The organism is Inquilinus sp. KBS0705 (genome assembly GCA_005938025.2).
In the GTDB taxonomy this organism is placed as follows: Bacteria; Bacteroidota; Bacteroidia; order Sphingobacteriales; family Sphingobacteriaceae; genus Mucilaginibacter.
The window spans coordinates 1,920,182-1,938,587 of the sequence record VCCI02000001.1 but is presented as its reverse complement, the minus strand read 5'-3'; the positions used below and the strand labels follow the sequence as shown (position 1 = coordinate 1,938,587).

Genomic DNA, 18,406 nt, shown 5'->3' with positions numbered 1-18,406 from the left:
CCAATTTTTGTAATTTGTAAAAAATAGATCAAGCCGCGCCTATGAATTTTCTTTCGCATTATTATTTTGACAGGGATACCACCGATTGCTACTTTACCTTAGGTACCGTACTGCCCGATCTGTTAAAAAATGCGGATAAGTCATTAGTGCTTCACCCGGAGAAGTTGGTTCATGCCAACCCCAAGGTAAACTCAATTATAAACGGCTGGAACAAGCACCTGCTGGTAGACAAATACTTTCATAGTGCTGAGTTTTTCCTTTATCACTCGCATACCCTAAAAAATTTACTTACCCCCACTATAAAAGGCTCGCCGGTAAAGCCCTTTTTTTTAGGGCATATTGCCATTGAATTGATACTTGATAATTTATTGCTTACCACAGGTATGGTAAGCGTTGATGACTTTTACGCACATTTAAACAACTGCGAAGACGAAGTAATAAACCAATTTTTAGTTTTTGCGGGGATGAAAGATCCAGAAGTTTTCTTCAGGTTTTTTAAAGAATTTAAAAGCAGCAGATATTTAACCACATACGCCAATATAGAGCAGGTAACCTATGCCCTAAAACGCATTTGCATGCGCGTGTGGCGCAACCCGTTTACTCCACAGGAGGAGGCTGAGATGTGCAGCTTGCTTATAGCTTATCGCAATAATTTGATTGGCGATTTCATGACTATATATAACCAAATTGAGGCCAAAATTGCTGTTGCATAGTGGATTATAAGCTATTGAAATTCAGTAAAATTTGTTTTTTAATGCCGCACCCGGCGGTTTAAGTTGGCTGTTTCGGGCAAAAAGTATTAAAAACAGCCTAATTAACTCAATTTAACCTTAATTTTTATTTTATCAATAAAAATTATATACCTACCTTTGCAGTCCCAATTAAGTGTTGGGAAAAAGGAGTAAAATTTATTAATGGCAAAAAAACAAGAAGCAGAAAAAGAATTAAAAGCTAAGGAAGCTGAACTGGGTACAGTTACGGCAACCGCAGAAAAGGAAACTATTGAGTCAGAAGCTGATTCAATTTCGATCGAAGAGATCAAATCAAAAATCGCATCTACCCCAAGCGCAGATTTTGACTGGGATGCAGATGACAAAAAGTTTGGTAACTACAGCGATAGCGACCGCGAGAAATTAGAGAAATTGTATGATGGAACTTTTAGTTCAATCACCAAAGGCGAAATTATCTCTGGTACAGTTGTTAACATCAACAACAAAGATGTAGTATTGAATATCGGGTTTAAGTCTGATGGTTTGGTATCAGTTTCTGAATTCCGTGATACACCAGACCTTAAGGTTGGTGATACAGTAGAGGTATTTGTAGAGTCTCAAGAAGATGCTAACGGACAGTTGGTACTTTCTCGTAAACGTGCAAAAACTCAAAAATCATGGGAGCGCATTAATTCAGCTCTGGATAACGATGAGATCATCACAGGTTTTGTTAAAAGCAGAACTAAAGGTGGTTTAATTGTAGATATTATGGGCGTTGAAGCCTTTTTACCAGGTTCACAAATCGACATTAAGCCTATTAGGGATTACGATGTGTACGTTGGTAAAACAATGGAATTTAAAGTTGTTAAGATCAACCACGAATTTAAAAACGTAGTGGTATCGCACAAAGTGCTGATCGAAGACGATTTAGAAAACCAAAAAACCGAAATTGTGGCCAAACTTGAAAAAGGCCAGGTATTGGAAGGTACCGTTAAAAACATTACCGACTTTGGTGTATTTATTGACCTTGGTGGTGTTGACGGTTTACTGCACATTACAGATATATCTTGGGGCCGTATCGAGCATCCACGTGAAGTATTATCATTGGATCAAAAGATCAACGTTGTTGTTCTGGACTTTGATGACGAGAAAAAACGTATTGCTTTGGGCTTAAAACAACTTACACCTCATCCTTGGCAGTCGCTTGACGAGAACATCGCTATCGGCTCTAAAGTAAAAGGTAAAATTGTTACCGTTGCAGATTATGGTGCTTTCTTAGAAATTATCCCGGGTGTTGAAGGTTTAATTCACGTGTCAGAAATGTCATGGTCTCAAAACCTGCGTAACCCTCAGGAATTCCTTAAAGTTGGCGACGAAGTTGAGGCACAAGTTTTAACTTTAGACCGCGACGAGCGCAAAATGAGCTTAGGTATCAAACAATTGACTCCTGACCCATGGCAAAATGCCGGCGAGAAATACGCCACAGGTACTCAGCACGTTGCTACAGTTAAAAACATGACCAACTTTGGTGTGTTTGTTGAACTGGAAGACGGTATCGACGGTTTGATCCACATCTCTGACCTTTCATGGTCTAAAAAAGTAAACCACCCTAACGAATTTACTAAGGTTGGCGAAAAATTAGACGTAGTAGTATTAGAGCTTGACATCGAGAACCGTAAATTAAGCTTAGGCCACAAACAGCTTGAAGAAAACCCTTGGGATACTTTTGAAACCATCTTCACTATCGATTCGATACATGAGGGTACCGTTATCAAGGTAACTGATAAAGGCGCTATTGTAGCTTTACCTTATGGTGTTGAGGGTTTTGCCCCAACCAAACATTTGGTTAAAGAAGACGGTAAGGCTTTAAAAGCTGAAGAAACCGCTGAATTTAAGATCATCGAATTCAACAAAGAGAATAAACGTATAGTTATTTCACACTCACGTATATGGGAAGAAGCTCGTGCTGATGCTCGTGTACAAGAATTTGAAAACCGTAAAAAAGAAGCTAAGTCTTCAAACAATGCGGTTAAGAAAGTGAAAGAATCAGTAGAAAAATCAACTTTAGGCGATTTAAGCGTACTTGCTCAGTTAAAAGAGCAAATGGAAGGCGCTGAAAGCAAAGCAGCTAAAAAACCGGCTGCAGCGGCTGCTAAAAAAGCAGAAGCTAAAGCTGAGCCTGAAGCAGAAGCTGAGGAAACTGAAGAAGTTTAATCACTTTAAATAAAAGCTAAAAGCCCTTCCGTTTATTCGGAAGGGCTTTTTTTATGGTGTTAATTACGGAGTTGCTAATTGGTGCTCATGTTTACGCCGGGTGGAGCAATAACGATCTTGCTGGTTTGATAACCTATATTTCCTTGCATATCTGTACCCTCAACAATTATAGTATAAGTGCCGGGTTTATCGGCGCCGTAAAATGATAGCACAGCTTTACCATCTTTATTGGTTATTAAATTCGGTTCCCAGTGTATGGTGGGGCGTACGCCGGTAGGATTGTTGTTTTTTACCGGATAACGCGGACGGTAAAACTGCCTTGGTAAACAAAGCGGAACCGGGCGGTACTGAATGATATTTGGCGATGTGCGTGTGAAATAGCTATTGCCACTGCGGGTTGTAACCGTGATAAACATATTACTACCACCTGCAATTTTAACATCCTTAACCTCATCTGCACTCATGTATTTTAAAAAATCTATAGTCATTTGCACTTGACCTTCTTCGTTTGCAGCACCGGATGATGTTGAACCAAACATTACATTAGCGCCCTGCCCGTCTACAATTATATCTGCTATCATTTCCAAGCCCACAACAAGTGCAGGATTATCGTGAAATGCCGGGCTCGTAAACATGTTTTCTTTGTAAAAATGACTCGTGCCGAAATTTCTCAACTTACGCACTATTAAATCATATAAAGTCATTTTTCTGGCCTCGACTAATTCTTTTTCGGGTATTTCTTTAATTACATAGCCCATCATTTTACCGGCTATAATATTAGGCTTGTGTGCTTTTATATTTACTTCTTTTAACAGCTTACCTTTTATAACGCGCGCATCTATCCCCGGTATGCGTGAGGGTTGATCCTGGTTAAAATAATTAAGCATTAAACTATTTGAGCTTTGTACAAACCAGGGCATTTGCCTTATATTGTTATATGTGGCGATTTTTGCAGGAATAAACTCATCCAATTTGATATTGGCAGTTGATGCCTTATCATCTTTATTGTTTACCCTTAAAGTATATGCTATAGTATCAAACAAAGGCAAGTTTTTAAATACAAACTCGCCTGCGTCATTACTTAAGGTATCATAAACAACAACGCCATACTTCTGACTAACCGAAAATAGGTTTAGTTTGGCCTTTTTTACAGGTTTGTTAAATAGATTGGTGAGTTTACCTGTTAAATTATTGCCGGCATCGGCTGCGAATTTTACAACAGGTAAAGGCTTTTTAAGCAAATCTAAATTTAGCCCTGTCCACCCCTGGGTAAGCATAAGGTTATCAAGTGCAAGTGTTTTATTTTCATTAGGTTTTGTAAAATACCATTCCGGAAATTCCACATTTCCCTTAAGTTCTGACGTGAGTAATAAACTGCTGATAATATTGCCGTCATCTATATCCCCTTTAATAAATGAATCATCAGTTACAGAAGCGGCAAAACTACCCCGTACGGCATTTCCTTGCACATTAGTCACATTAATGGTTAACGCAATGCTGTCTTTTGGCAGATACTTAGCCTGGCTGTTTGTAATGTCAATTTTTAAACGGTCGTTATGGTCAATAAATACTTTGCGTTCGTTTATAGTATTATTCTCTGCATCTAAAACGCTGAAATTTACAATGCCCGTTGAAAATGTGCTTTTGGGTAAGCGTATATTACTAAACCCGCTTTTTAAATTAAGTGGTATGCCGTAGTACACATTACGGTTGGCTGATGCTATTATGCTATAAGTTTTAGTCTGTAAAGCTACATCGGGCGTGGCTCGTAAATGTAAAAATATGGTATCGGCCGACGATAAATTATCTACCCTAAACACAATGCCCGATGTGTTTACCAAAGGCAACGCAGCTGTATCTTCAATGCCGTTAACGGTAAATTTAGCGGTGTAGGTTTGGCCGGGCTGCGGCAACAATATAAATTTACCCATCCCTTTGTACAACGATTTGAACTTGCTAACCTCTTCGCCGTTTTGGTTTACTATACTGCCGGTAACATCCACACCCAGCCCATCATCTCCAATAGCTTTAAAGCCTACGCGGTTAGCAATGCCTGCAACAAGGCTGCCGCCCTCGGGCATAAACTGCATATCAATTTTTTGCAACGGTCCACCAGGATAAAAGGGCAGTACAAACTTATTTTTTGTAGTTTTATCGGTTATTATTAACGATAGCTTTTGTGTTTTTACCTTGGACGGTAACATAAAGCTGGTACTAACGCTACCCTGATCGGATGTTACATGATTTGTTTTTAAAACCGTCTTTTTATCGTCAATAAGCTTTAATTCAATATCACGGTAGGGTATGGCCATTTTAACCAGGTCGGTTAGCTGTAGGGCTAAATTTACCTGGTTACCCGCGGGTGATGCTTTAATGTTATGCTGCTCATTAATTAACCAGCCTCCCTGTGCAGATGGTTTACCCACATAAAAACGTTTATTAAAAAAAGCCTCCTCTCCGGCGTTTTGCATCCAGTTGGTATAGGCCCTTACCGTATAGCTGCCATCGGGTACTTTATCATCCAACACAATAGTGCCTTGCCCTAAGCCGAAAGCTATAGGCACCGCAAAACGGTTAACCACCTTGTTGCTATCGTTAACTAATTCAACATATATTTTACTGCTTAGCTGCGATGGGGTATAAGTAGCCGCATTAAGCAAGTACGTTTTAAACCAAATGGTATCGCCGGTGGCATAATATGGCCTATCAAACTGCAGGTACAGTTTTTCTATAGGCAGGCGTTCGTGGAGTTTTTCAATTGATGTAATAATGCCTTTAACCGCAGTTGTATCCTGCGCATAGGCATTTACGGTAAACAGGCTAATGCAAAAGCACCCAGTTATTAAAAACAGCCAATACAGTTTTATCTTTAACAGCATAGGTTTATGCAATGGTGAGTTAAATGTATATAAACTAAAGCTGAAAATCAATCCTTTAGCAATTAATAATATGCTTTATTAAGATATGATGATATGCCCGGATAAAAACTCATCACACAAAAATCAAAACTATTTACTACTTTTGCCCAAATCCACCCAAACGATGCAAAACCTAACGCTGCTCGACGGTCAGAAATTCCAGATAACAATTCAGCGTTTATGTCGTCAATTAATTGAAAATCATAACGATTTTTCAGGCTCAGTTTTAATTGGTATACAGCCACGGGGTATTTACCTGGCCTACCGCGTAGCCGAAGAATTACGAAAAATATTACCGGACAGCAAAATTGAACAGGGCGATTTGGACATTACCTTTTACCGTGATGATTTTAGGAGGCAGGGGTCGCCGCTGGTGCCAAACCAAACCAAGATAGATTTTATAATAGAGGGCAAAAAAGTGATCATGATGGATGATGTACTTTGGACAGGCCGCACTATACGCGCTGCCATGGATGCCCTGCAAGCATTTGGCAGGCCCGATAAAGTCGAGCTGCTGGCTTTAGTAGATAGGCGATACTCGCGCCATATACCGGTAGCACCGGATTATGTAGGCATAGAGGTAGACTCCATAGCATCACAAAAGGTAGTAGTAAGCTGGAAAGAAACTGATGGCGAAGACAGAATAGTGTTGGTGTCTGAAGCAAAATAGGGATAGTACGGTAAATAATTCGAAATTGAACATTCGAAATTCGAGATAAAAAATATGGCTCTTAGCACACGGCATTTATTAGGGATTAAAGATTTAAACCGCGAGGATATTGAACTGATATTTGAAACGGCAGATAATTTTAAAACGGTTTTAAACAGGCCGATAAAAAAAGTGCCATCGCTAAGGGATGTAACTATCGCCAATATTTTCTTTGAAAACTCTACCCGTACCCGCCTTTCATTCGAACTGGCCGAGAAGAGGCTTTCTGCCGATGTGGTTAACTTTGCAGCTTCGTCATCATCGGTAAGTAAAGGCGAAACCCTGATAGATACCGTAAATAATATACTGGCCATGAAAGTGGATATGGTAGTTATGCGCCACCCTTATGCCGGGGCAGGCATATTCCTGTCAAAACATGTAAAAGCCCAGATAGTAAATGCAGGCGATGGCGCTCATGAGCACCCAACGCAGGCCCTATTGGATGCATTCTCTATCCGCGAACGTTACGGCGATGTAGCCGGTAAAAAAGTAGTTATAGTAGGCGATATCCTGCACTCGCGGGTTGCCTTATCAAATATATTATGCCTTAAACAACTGGGTGCCGAAGTGATGGTATGCGGCCCTACAACGCTTATTCCCAAATATATTGGCGCGCTGGGTGTTAAGGTAGAGCATAACTTGGTAAAGGCCCTTAACTGGTGCGACGTAGCCAATATGCTGCGCATACAACTGGAGCGTCAGGATATTAAGTACTTTCCATCGCTACGCGAGTATACCATGCTGTACGGCCTTAACAAGCAAATACTGGATAGCCTGGACAAAGAGATCACGGTAATGCACCCCGGGCCAATCAACCGCGGTGTAGAGATCACCAGTGACGTAGCCGACAGCAAACAATCCATCATCCTCGACCAGGTAGAAAATGGTGTGGCTATACGTATGGCGGTGCTGTATTTATTGGCAGGCCAAACTCCGTAAGTTATTCAGTAGGTATTAGCATATAAGCCCTTATAGCATTAGCGCTCTACTTTCACCGTTTCCATATCAATAAGCTCGAAAGTAATATTAACCGAGCGCTTATCTCTGGGCCGGGTACGGTGCACTACGTTTTTTGGGATGGTAAACAATTCACCGGTATTCAATTCAATACATTTATCTTCGAGGTCTATTAACAAGCACCTTTCAGTTACGAAAAAGGTTTCGTCGGAGTTGGGATGATAATGCCAATAAAAATCTTCGGTCATTACACTGGCCCGTATAACGTGGTTGTTTACGAACGACAAAATTAAGTTTTTGTAGGCTGCATCAGTAGCGGTATACTGATGGATATTTATAACGGTAAGCGGGGCTGGATCCATATTGTGTTTAATTATTTTCTTAATATCTTATTAGCCACTTCCTCACCACTTGCCAGGGCTGCTTCAACCGTACCCATGGCTGTGCCTTCATATAAGTATTCGCCTGCAAAGTAAATTGTATCTTCAACAGAGCTTTGCAAAACCTTTCGTGCGTTAGGTGCTTCTACAGTATCGTAAGCATAAGAGCCACGCGTAAACGGATCTGCGGTCCAGTTCATAATTCGGTAGGCTATCAGTTCGCCTTTCAGGTCTTCTAAGCCCCGCTTAAATATGTTGGCTAAGGATTGTAAGCCCTGCGCTAAAATTTCTTCATCGGGCGTGTTTAACTTATCTGCTGCAGTCGGTCCGCCTATCCAGCCGGTAAGCACGTTTGATTGGTCGGGCACTTGGGTCCACCAGGTAGGTATCTCTTCCTCGCTAAATAAATAGCCCATTTTTTCTATATCGTCTCCGGCCATTTTTCGGCTTTCTTCATCCAGCCAAAATGGTTGTTTAAACTCCAACAATAATTTTATTACCGCGCCAAAACCCATTTGCTGTATGGCTTTGCTATGGTCGGGTATAGCGGGGTAAAAACTGATCGCGCCTTTTTCATCCCCATTTGCCTGTAATACACCCAAAGGCATGGCTATAAGTACTTGGGCTGCCTCATATGTTTCGGCATTATCAGTAGTTACTGTTACATATCCCTTTTTCCAACTGATATGTTTTACTACCGAATTAAGCAGCACTTCGCCGCCATTGGCTTTGCATTGCCTGACCAGGTAACTTATAATTGCACAATAGCCGCCATCTACGCGGTGTTGGGCATCCATTTCTTCGTGTTCCCACTCCTTACGCAAGGCAAAGGCGCTGGCCAGCCGTGGGTTGCCCGTATCATAGCCCGATACATATTGCCATACCGAATTGCGCAATACAGCGTATTTATCACCCGGAAACTCCTTTTCTAAAAAATCATAAATATTGGTATCCTGCTTCAAGTTATCTAACTTTTCTATTAGCAGTTCCCAATCCTCAATTACCATATCGTTCTCCCTGAATTTGCCTTTGCGATAGGTCCACATTTCGGCATTGGCACTGCGGTAGGGTATAGCAGCCTCTTTTAACAACTTAAGGGTTACAGGCAGGTTGCCGTGTACAAATTCGGCACCCAGCTCTGTATCTTTAAAAAACAAATTATCGCTAATAGTATAAATGCGGCCACCTGTGCGGTTGCGGGCTTCAAGTACAATAACCTTACGGCCTGCTTTAGCCAAAGCATGGGCAGCCATTAACCCGGCGGCACCAGCCCCAATAACAATTACGGTATTTTTCATAAATAGGTAAATGCAAGGTAGAGGGAATAGTTGTAAGATGCAATAGCCTCACCCCAACCCTCTCCTAAGGAGAGGGGGATTATAGTTTTAAGTCCTCTCCTTTGGACAGGATTCAGGCGAGGCAAATGAATATGCAATTACCTAAGCCTTTAATAATTCTTTATATTATTTTAGCGCATCAATACCCTGCAAATGAAGGATTATTTTAAGGTTGACGAGTGGAAGATCATCGAGGAAGGCTTTGATCCGCATTATAACAAGGTTGCCGAAAGCGTTTTTAGCCTGGGCAACGGCCGTATGGGTCAGCGCGCCAATTTTGAAGAAGCTTATAGCGGGGAAACACTACAAGGCAACTACGTGGCGGGCGTTTACTACCCTGATAAAACCCGTGTAGGCTGGTGGAAAAATGGCTACCCCGAATATTTTGCTAAAGTGCTTAATGCAGCCAACTGGATAGGCATTGATATTAGGGTTGCGGGTATGGAATTTGACTTAGCCAAATGCCATGTGTCGGATTTTCGCCGTGAGTTAAACATGAAAGAGGGGTATTTGAAAAGATATTTTAACATTCTCGGCAGAACGAACATCGAAGCTGAAGTAACCCGCTTCTGTAGTATAGTTGATGATGAGTGTGGCGCTATCAAGTATAAATTTGGCGTACCGGACGAAGGCGAACCATATACCTCAATTATTCCATATATAGATGGCGATGTTAAAAACCAGGATGCCAACTATGATGAAAAATTTTGGGAAGAGGTAGATAGGGGTTTTTGGGAAGACGGCGGATATGTTCATTTGCGCACTAAGAAGACAGGTTTCGAAGTCGCAACCGGTATGAGATGTTTTATACTGGTTAATGGAAAGCCAATAGCGATTGAACCTAACCGTATTGAAAAAGATAAATATGTAGGTTGTGAGTACGCTATCCAGCTTGAAGAAGCGTCAGATGTTACAATTTACAAGTTCGCTGCTAACATATCTTCCCAAAATCACCCCAAAGAAAAACTGATTGAGGTATTGAAGGAGACTTTAGATCGAATCGCCGCCAAAGGCTTTGATACCATGCTGGCCGAACAAGCCGCTGCTTGGGCCGAAAAGTGGAAACACAACGATATTATTATTGAGGGCGATGCCGCAGCGCAGCAGGGCATCCGTTTTAACATATTCCAGCTTAACCAAACCTATACAGGCGAGGATGACCGCCTGAATATTGGCCCCAAAGGCTTTACCGGCGAAAAATACGGCGGTAGCACCTATTGGGATACCGAAGCTTATTGTGTGCCGTTTTATTTGGCCACAGCGCCGCAAAAGGTGGCGCGTAACCTGCTTTTGTATCGCTACAAGCAGTTGGGTAAGGCAATAGATAATGCCACTTTATTGGGCTTTAAAAACGGTGCAGCGCTATACCCAATGGTTACCATGGATGGTACAGAATGCCATAACGAGTGGGAAATAACCTTTGAAGAGATACACCGCAACGGTGCTATTGCCTTTACTATTTTTAATTACGTGCGTTACACCGGCGATGAAGCGTACTTAACCGATTACGGACTGGAAGTATTAATTGCCATCTCACGCTTTTGGGCGCAGCGTATCACCTGGTCGGCGCAACGGCAGCAGTATGTAATGCTGGGCGTAACCGGGCCAAACGAGTACGAGAATAATGTAAACAACAACTGGTACACCAGTACTATTGCTACCTGGTGCTTAAAATATACGCTGGAAGCCATTGGCAAGGTTAAAAAAGCAAACGAAACCCGTTACAACGAACTGGCAACCAAGATTAGCTTTGAAGAGGAAACAGAATGCCAAAAATTTTCCGACATTATAGCTAAAATGTACTATGCCCATGATGATGAGCTACAAATATTTTTACAGCAGGACGGCTACCTTGATAAAGAGCAAATATTGGTAAAAGACCTGCCCGCTACCGAGCGCCCTTTGGTGCAAAAATGGAGCTGGGATCGCATACTGCGTTCGGTATTCATCAAGCAAGCCGACGTGCTGCAGGGGCTGTATTTTTTCGAGGATGATTACGATACCGAAACCCTACGCCGCAATTACGATTTTTATGAACCAAGAACGGTGCATGAGTCGTCGCTATCGCCCTGTGTACACGCCATATTAGCCGCAAGGTTGGGCGATATTGACCGGGCTTATGAGTTTTACCTTCGCACTTCAAGATTAGACATAGACGACTATAATAACGATACCGAGGATGGCTGTCATATTACATCAATGGCCGGCACCTGGATGAGTGTGGTAGAAGGTTTTGGCGGGATGCGGGTGAAGGACGGTGTATTATCTTTTAATCCCTTGCTGCCGCATAAGTGGGAGGCATTTTCCTTCCAGGTAGGCTTTAGGGATGCCTTGCTGAATGTAAGGGTAAGTAAAGCAGGCGTATCTATTAAAAACAAATCGAACAACAGTATTACGGTAAAAGTATATGGCAATGACCACACTATAAATGCAAATGCCGATACACTTATCAAAAAACAAGCCTAATGTCAACCGATCATAAATTGATTATTTACCAGTTGCTACCGCGATTGTTCGGTAACACCAAAACCCTTAACAAAACCTATGGTTCGGTTGAAGAGAATGGCGTAGGCAAGCTTAACGATATTACCGATATAGCACTTACTGCTATCAGGGATATGGGCTTTAGCCATGTTTGGTACACCGGCGTTATTGAGCATGCTACCATGACGGACTATTCATCCTACGGCATTAAATCCGACGACCCGGATGTAGTAAAGGGTAGGGCAGGCTCGCCATATGCTATAAAGGATTATTACGACGTAGCGCCGGATCTGGCTGTAGATGTAAATAACAGGACAAACGAATTCCGCGACCTGGTGGCACGCACACATGCCAACGGCTTAAAAGCTATTATTGATTTTGTGCCCAACCATGTAGCGCGCACCTATGCATCGGATGCCCGCCCGCCCGGCGTGCGCGACTTTGGAGAGGACGACGATAGCAGCAAAGCCTTTAGTCAGGAAAACGATTTTTACTATATCCCAGGCGAGCATTTTAAGGTGCCCGAGGGTTATAACCCCGGGGGTGCTGATTTTGTTAGTCCGCTTAAGGATGGCCGCTTTGATGAATACCCCGCTAAGGCAACCGGTAATGATGTTTTTAATGCTGCACCAGGCATAAACGATTGGTTTGAGACCATTAAGCTGAATTACGGGGTTTACTACCTTGATGGGCATAAAACTTATTTTGGCCATGTGCCGCCGCTATGGCATAAAATGCATCAAATACTAACCTACTGGTGCGAGATGGGTGTAGATGGCTTCCGTTGCGATATGATAGAGATGGTGCCCGTTGAGTTTTGGGCATGGATCATTCCCAAGGTAAAAGCAACGCATCCTGATCTTGTTTTTATTGGCGAGGCATACGACAAGGGCCAATATTATAATTACATACACAACGGCGGTTTCGATTACCTGTACGATAAGGTAGGGCTTTACGATGCTATCCGCAGGTTAACCTGTAACGATTACGGCGCCAGCACCTGGGAGATAAATGCTGTTTGGAACAACCATTGCCGCGGTATTGACCAGCATATGCTTCGTTTTATGGAAAACCACGACGAGCAGCGTATAGCCAGCCGGTTTTTTGCTGGTGATGCTGCATTGGCCAAGCCGGGAATGATCGTATCTGCCACACTGGCAACAGGCCCGGTGATGATATATTCCTGCCAGGAGGTTGGCGAGCCGGCCGAGGGTGTACCCGGTTTTAGCGGCGATGATGGCCGCACCAGCATATTTGATTACTGGGGTGTTACCGAACATCAAAAATGGGTAAACAATGGCGCGTTTGACGGCGAAGGCTTATCATCCGAACAAAAGGAACTTTTTGCCTTTTATAGTAAGTTGCTAAATACTGTAAAAGACAATGAAGCGCTGCGTACCGGCGAATTTTATGAGCTGATGATAGCAAACGAGCATCAGCTCGGCTTCGACACCCTGCTATATATTTACTTGCGGTATACCCAGCAGCAACGGGTATTGGTGGTAAGTAACTTTAACCGTTATGAAAGGAAATTGCAGGTAAAATTACCTGTTGATTTAATATGGCAGCTTAACATAAAAGGGCCGGCTACGTTTACTGATATGCTAAGCGGTACAATTTTTAAAACCGACGAAGTTAGCGAGGGCGTTGAGGTAACCATACCGGCTAGCAGCGGCTTGTTACTTGCTTTTTAAGTTGTAAATGCGCTAAAAACAAGTAATTATTGGCTTTTACAGGCCTAAAAATCACAAAGCTTTATTAATAAACGTTGGTAATATTCGCCAATTGGGGGAAAATTCGATGATTTTTGGCTTGAAAATTAGCGTAATAAATCGTTTATTAGCTGTTACCAATAATTAATTATACTATTATACTGCTTTTGTATCGTAATACAACAAAGCATACTGAAATTGAAAGTCTATGGAAGATAACATGCCTGACCCTAACCCCGAACTTTTAACGGCCAAGTTACTGCAGGTTGAGGAGATGATGGAAGAGGATGAAGAGTTTCGTCACTTAAATAACCCTGCCGATGGTATAAAACCCATTGTTAAAAAATATTTAGGCGTGCCTAACCATGCCGAAAAAGCGGGTAACAAAATATATTTTACTGATGGCGACGCCAAAGTTGAGGTATTGGTAGTTACCAACGAGATCATACGCGTGCGTTTGGCACCTCACAGCGTTTTTCTGGAAGAGTTTTCTTACGCCGTTGAAAAACTGCCACAGGCCGATGTTCAGTTCACTTTATCTGAAACTGATTCGGAGTTTAGGGTGACCACCCCGGTGGTAAACTGCCACATACGCAAACAGGATTTCTTTATATCTTTTTCTGACAGTAACGGCCACCTGATAAGCGAAGATGCGGTGCCAATGCACTGGGAAGAGAATACCCAGTTTGGTGGTTATTACGTGTTTTGTACCAAAACCTGCCAGCCTCAAGAAAGCTTTTTTGGCCTGGGCGATAAAGCAACCGAATTTAACCTGCGCGGCAAACGCCTTAAAAACTGGAACACCGATGCCTATTCGTTCGGTTTTAACCAGGACCCGCTTTACCGGTCGATACCGTTTTATATAAGTGTTGATGACGGTATTGCACACGGCATTTTCTTTGACAATACCTTTAAGGCACATTTTGATTTTGGCGGCGAAGACCCAACCAAAGTAAGTTTTTGGGCCGATGGCGGCGAATTGCAGTATTATTATATACATGGCCCGCACATGATGGATGTGGTAAAAAATTACCACTTGCTTACCGGCACACACCCAATGCCACCGCTTTGGGCGCTGGGCTACCACCAATGCCGCTGGAGCTATTACCCCGAAAATAAGGTACGTGTAATAGCCAATGGCTTCCGCAAAAATAAGATACCATGCGATGGTATTTACCTGGATATAGACTACATGGATGGCTACCGTTGTTTTACATGGAGCCCTAAATACTTTCCTAACCCTAAAAAAATGATAGCCGATTTGGCCGCCAACGGCTTTAAAACCGTGGTGATCATCGATCCGGGTATCAGGGTAGATGATAATTATTCCGTTTTTAAAGAGGGTAAGGAGAACCGTTACTTTTGCCGCCGTTGCGATGATTACTTTATGGAGGGCCATGTTTGGCCGGGCCGTTGCCAGTTTCCTGATTTTACCAACCCCGAGGTACGTAGCTGGTGGGGCGGTTTATTTGACGAACTGGTAGAAGTAGGCGTAGCCGGCGTCTGGAACGATATGAACGAGCCTGCTGTATTTGGTTCGGGCACTTTCCCTGATGACGTGCGCCACCAGTACGATGGGTATCGCGGCTCGCATCGTAAGGCACACAATATATATGGTATGCAAATGGTACGCGCCACCTACGAAGGTTTGCGCAAGCAAATGAAAAATAAGCGCCCTTTTACCATTACCAGGGCAGGTTACTCGGGCGTGCAGCGCTACTCGTCCGTTTGGACGGGTGATAACGTAGCATCGTGGGAACACCTTAAATTGGGTAACATACAGTTGCAGCGCCTATCGGTATCGGGTATATCATTCTGCGGAACAGATATCGGTGGTTTTAGCGGCGAGCCCGATGGCGAACTGTTTACCCGCTGGATACAAATGGGTACTTTTTCACCGTTTATGCGCGCGCACTCGGCCGGTGATACAAAAGAACGTGAGCCTTGGAGCTTTGGCGAGCCATATACATCTATCAACCGTAAATTTATCGAACTTAGGTACAGGCTGATACCATATCTTTACTCGGCATTTTGGGAGCATCACCGTTATGGTTTCCCTATTTTAAGGCCGGTGGTAATGCACGAGCAGGAGGTAGTATCTAACCATTTCCGCCAGGACGAGTTTACCTACGGCGATAAAATATTGATATGCCCTGTGTTAGAACCGGGCCAGCAAAGCCGCAAAGTATACCTGCCAAAAGGCAAGTGGTACAACTTTTGGAACATGGAGGTAACTGAGGGTGGTAAAGAAGTTGTTGTGCCAACTCCGTTAGACATTATACCAATATTTGTAAAGGCCGGATCGGTAATACCCGAATACCCGGTTATGCAGTACACCGGCGAAAAAGAAATAGAAGAAGTAAAGCTGAATATATACTATAGCGATTACGAGGTTAACTCGTTCTTGTTTGAAGATTACGGCGAAACTTTTGCCTACGAGCAGGATATTTACCTCGAAAAGAAATTTGTGGTAAAAGGCGCCGCCGATAAGCTAACCATTAAACAAAGTATGGAGGGTTTATATACGCCACGCTACGAGGGATATCATTTTAAAATAAACGGTCTGCCGTTTAAACCATCAAAGGTTTTGGCCGATGGGAAAGATATTGCCACCATTAGTGCAAACCCCGACAAAACCTACGAGTTTAAGTTTAGCAAAAACTTTAAGCAGATAGAGATTTTTAAATAGCATCAAAGGCCCCTAAAATAGGGGCCTTTTTATTTTATATAAACATCTGCTGCTATTGTATGTTCAATAATGATATATTTGAATTACAGGAATAGCAATATCCTGAAAACACCAATTAAACCCCGGGCGATTTATCGCTACCCTTAATTATGGCTAAGCAAACTAAAAAAACCGCTGCTGAAGTACCTGCTGCAAAACCTGAAAAGGTTAAAAAAGAAACTAAGCCAAAAGCTGCCCCTGCCTTAAAAGCGGATATGCCTGCTGATGCGCCTAAGAAAGCTTTGGCTAAAAAAGCGACCCCTGCAAAAAAATCTACACCGGTTGAGATAATTGCCAATCACAACGAAATTAAGGCTGTAGAGCCTTATAGCCGTTTTACCGATTTTGATATTGACCTGTTTAAATCGGGTAAGCATTTTAAGCTGTACGAAAAGCTGGGATCGCATGTGATGGAGCATAAGGGAGTAGTGGGCACCTACTTTGCGGTGTGGGCGCCAAACGCACAATATGTATCGGTAATAGGTAATTTTAATGGCTGGAACCGTGGTTCGCATTCGTTAAATTACCGCTGGGATGCATCGGGTATATGGGAAGGTTTTATCCCGAATGTTGGTGTTGGCGAAACCTATAAATATTTTATAAAGGCATCTACAGGCGACGGGTTGGAGAAAAGCGACCCTTTTGCCCTGCGCTGGGAATTGCCACCGCATACGGCATCAATTGTTGCCGATACCTTTTACGAATGGACAGACCAGGACTGGATGGCCAAACGCTACCAACATACTGCCCTAGATAAACCTTACTCGGTTTACGAGATGCACGTAGGTTCGTGGGCACGCAGTCCGGAAAGCCCTGATGAATTTTTAAGTTACCGCAAGCTGGCCGAAACCTTGGTGCCATATGTTAAGGAAATGGGCTTTACACATGTAGAGTTTATGCCTATAATGGAACACCCTTACTACCCAAGCTGGGGTTACCAGATCACCGGGTTCTTCGCGGCTTCATCGCGCTATGGTACCCCGCAAGATCTGATGTATTTGGTAGAGCAGTTTCATAAAGAAGGGATAGGTGTTATATTGGATTGGGTGCCTTCGCATTTCCCCGGCGACGCGCATGGGTTGTACAATTTTGATGGTACACACCTTTATGAGCATGCCGATGTGCGCAAAGGTTTCCACCCCGATTGGAAATCGTATATATTTAACTATGGCCGCAACGAGGTAAGGGCTTTCCTGATAAGTAATGCTTTGTTTTGGCTTGACCGCTACCATATTGATGCCTTGCGTGTAGATGCGGTAGCATCTATGCTATACCTCGATTATTCGCGTAACCACGGCGAGTGGGAGCCAAATATATATGGCGGCAACGAAAACCTAGAGGCAATATCCTTTCTGAAAGAATTTAACGAAACGGTTTATAGCAACTTCCCCGATGTGCAAACCATCGCCGAAGAATCAACATCGTTTAGCGGCGTGAGCAGGCCGGTTTATACAGGTGGCCTGGGCTTTGGTATGAAATGGATGATGGGCTGGATGCACGATACGCTCGATTATTTTGAGCATGATCCTATCCATCGTAAATACCACCAAAACCAATTAACGTTTAGTATGGTATATGCCTTTACGGAAAACTTTATGTTGCCTTTCTCGCACGATGAAGTGGTTTACGGCAAAGGATCGATGCTGGGCAAAATGCCGGGCGACGACTGGCAAAAATTTGCTAACCTGCGTTTGCTATACAGCTTTATGTTTACCCATCCCGGCACTAAGCTATTGTTTATGGGCAGCGAGTTTGGCCAAAGTGCCGAATGGAGCTTTGAGCGATCGTTAGATTGGCACTTGTTGCAATACGATAGTCACAATGGGATAAAAGAAGCGGTTAAAGCTTTAAACGCCTTGTATAAGTCTGAACCAGCATTATACGAAAAGGGCTTTGAATGGACAGGCTTTGAGTGGATAGATGCCAGTAACATGGACGATTCGGTTATTGCATTTATACGCAAAGGTGTGCACCGCGCCGATGATTTGGTGATCGTGTTAAACATGACGCCTGTTACTCATCACAGCTACCGCATAGGTGTGCCGGCTGCCGGGCAATGGCAGGAAGTGTTTAACTCCGATAACGAAAAGTATTGGGGTAGCGGCTTAATTAATTACGACCCTGTAGATACCGAAGCTATAAGCTGGCACGGAAAAGATAATTCCATTAGCATTACTACACCACCCTTGGGCGCGGCTATATTTAAAAAAGTGGCCGATAAAGCCCAAAAACAACTAAAAGCAAAATAACTAATATA

The 18,406-nt window shown here is 43.0% G+C and carries 11 protein-coding genes; 8 read left to right on the top strand and 3 right to left on the bottom strand.

The window, feature by feature from the left end; all coding sequences use genetic code 11:
* Positions 1–41: 41 nt before the first annotated feature.
* Both FFF34_008420 and FFF34_008415 read left to right on the top strand, forming a co-directional pair.
* Positions 42–713, top strand: a complete 672-nt coding sequence (locus tag FFF34_008420) for a hypothetical protein (protein ID TSD67400.1) — start codon at positions 42–44, stop codon at positions 711–713.
* Between the two features lie 201 nt (positions 714–914).
* Positions 915–2,924: a 30S ribosomal protein S1 gene (locus FFF34_008415; GenBank protein TSD67399.1), complete on the top strand. Its 2,010-nt coding sequence runs from the start codon at positions 915–917 to the stop codon at positions 2,922–2,924.
* Positions 2,925–2,998: 74 nt separating this feature from the next.
* On the opposite strand, the gene FFF34_008410 is transcribed toward FFF34_008415, so the two are convergent.
* On the bottom strand, positions 2,999–5,803 hold the full coding sequence (locus FFF34_008410; protein ID TSD67398.1) for a hypothetical protein: 2,805 nt from the start codon (positions 5,801–5,803) through the stop codon (positions 2,999–3,001).
* Between the two features lie 163 nt (positions 5,804–5,966).
* On the opposite strand from FFF34_008410, the gene pyrR reads away from it, so the two are divergent.
* Together pyrR and FFF34_008400 are read left to right on the top strand one after the other, a co-directional pair.
* Positions 5,967–6,512 carry a bifunctional pyr operon transcriptional regulator/uracil phosphoribosyltransferase PyrR gene (gene pyrR / locus FFF34_008405; GenBank protein TSD67397.1) on the top strand — a complete coding sequence of 182 codons (546 nt, stop codon included), beginning with the start codon at positions 5,967–5,969 and terminating at the stop codon, positions 6,510–6,512.
* 54 nt (positions 6,513–6,566) lie between these two features.
* Positions 6,567–7,490: an aspartate carbamoyltransferase catalytic subunit gene (locus tag FFF34_008400; protein ID TSD67396.1), complete on the top strand. Its 924-nt coding sequence runs from the start codon at positions 6,567–6,569 to the stop codon at positions 7,488–7,490.
* Positions 7,491–7,528: 38 nt separating this feature from the next.
* Here the strand turns inward: FFF34_008400 and FFF34_008395 are convergent, their stop codons facing one another.
* Together FFF34_008395 and FFF34_008390 are read right to left on the bottom strand one after the other, a co-directional pair.
* Positions 7,529–7,870: a cupin domain-containing protein gene (locus FFF34_008395; GenBank protein ID TSD67395.1), complete on the bottom strand. Its 342-nt coding sequence runs from the start codon at positions 7,868–7,870 to the stop codon at positions 7,529–7,531.
* 11 nt (positions 7,871–7,881) lie between these two features.
* The gene (locus tag FFF34_008390; GenBank protein TSD67394.1) at positions 7,882–9,186 is read right to left on the bottom strand and encodes an FAD-dependent oxidoreductase; all 1,305 of its coding nucleotides are present in this window, start codon (positions 9,184–9,186) and stop codon (positions 7,882–7,884) included.
* 192 nt (positions 9,187–9,378) lie between these two features.
* Here FFF34_008390 and FFF34_008385 point away from each other — a divergent pair, with 192 nt between their 5' ends.
* From FFF34_008385 to glgB, 4 genes are all read left to right on the top strand, one after another.
* Positions 9,379–11,691 carry a glycoside hydrolase family 65 protein gene (locus FFF34_008385; GenBank protein TSD67393.1) on the top strand — a complete coding sequence of 771 codons (2,313 nt, stop codon included), beginning with the start codon at positions 9,379–9,381 and terminating at the stop codon, positions 11,689–11,691.
* Positions 11,691–13,403, top strand: coding sequence for an alpha-amylase (locus FFF34_008380; protein TSD67392.1), 1,713 nt, complete (start codon positions 11,691–11,693; stop codon positions 13,401–13,403). Before FFF34_008385 ends, FFF34_008380 begins: the two co-directional genes overlap by 1 nt.
* Positions 13,404–13,695: 292 nt before the next feature.
* Positions 13,696–16,110 (top strand): glycoside hydrolase family 31 protein, encoded by a 2,415-nt coding sequence (locus tag FFF34_008375; GenBank protein ID TSD67997.1) that lies wholly within the window; start codon positions 13,696–13,698, stop codon positions 16,108–16,110.
* Between the two features lie 149 nt (positions 16,111–16,259).
* A complete protein-coding gene (gene glgB / locus FFF34_008370; GenBank protein TSD67391.1) occupies positions 16,260–18,398 on the top strand; it encodes a 1,4-alpha-glucan branching protein GlgB in 2,139 nt (712 codons plus the stop codon).
* Positions 18,399–18,406 lie beyond the last annotated feature (8 nt).

What these genes read in the sequence shown, in the direction of transcription:
- FFF34_008420 (TSD67400.1), top strand. Translation starts at nt 42, where the DNA reads ATGAATTTTCTTTCGCATTATTATTTTGACAGGGATACCACCGATTGC.
- FFF34_008415 (TSD67399.1), top strand. Translation starts at nt 915, where the DNA reads ATGGCAAAAAAACAAGAAGCAGAAAAAGAATTAAAAGCTAAGGAAGCT.
- FFF34_008410 (TSD67398.1), bottom strand. Translation starts at nt 5,803, where the DNA reads ATGCTGTTAAAGATAAAACTGTATTGGCTGTTTTTAATAACTGGGTGC.
- pyrR (TSD67397.1), top strand. Translation starts at nt 5,967, where the DNA reads ATGCAAAACCTAACGCTGCTCGACGGTCAGAAATTCCAGATAACAATT.
- FFF34_008400 (TSD67396.1), top strand. Translation starts at nt 6,567, where the DNA reads ATGGCTCTTAGCACACGGCATTTATTAGGGATTAAAGATTTAAACCGC.
- FFF34_008395 (TSD67395.1), bottom strand. Translation starts at nt 7,870, where the DNA reads ATGGATCCAGCCCCGCTTACCGTTATAAATATCCATCAGTATACCGCT.
- FFF34_008390 (TSD67394.1), bottom strand. Translation starts at nt 9,186, where the DNA reads ATGAAAAATACCGTAATTGTTATTGGGGCTGGTGCCGCCGGGTTAATG.
- FFF34_008385 (TSD67393.1), top strand. Translation starts at nt 9,379, where the DNA reads ATGAAGGATTATTTTAAGGTTGACGAGTGGAAGATCATCGAGGAAGGC.
- FFF34_008380 (TSD67392.1), top strand. Translation starts at nt 11,691, where the DNA reads ATGTCAACCGATCATAAATTGATTATTTACCAGTTGCTACCGCGATTG.
- FFF34_008375 (TSD67997.1), top strand. Translation starts at nt 13,696, where the DNA reads ATGATGGAAGAGGATGAAGAGTTTCGTCACTTAAATAACCCTGCCGAT.
- glgB (TSD67391.1), top strand. Translation starts at nt 16,260, where the DNA reads ATGGCTAAGCAAACTAAAAAAACCGCTGCTGAAGTACCTGCTGCAAAA.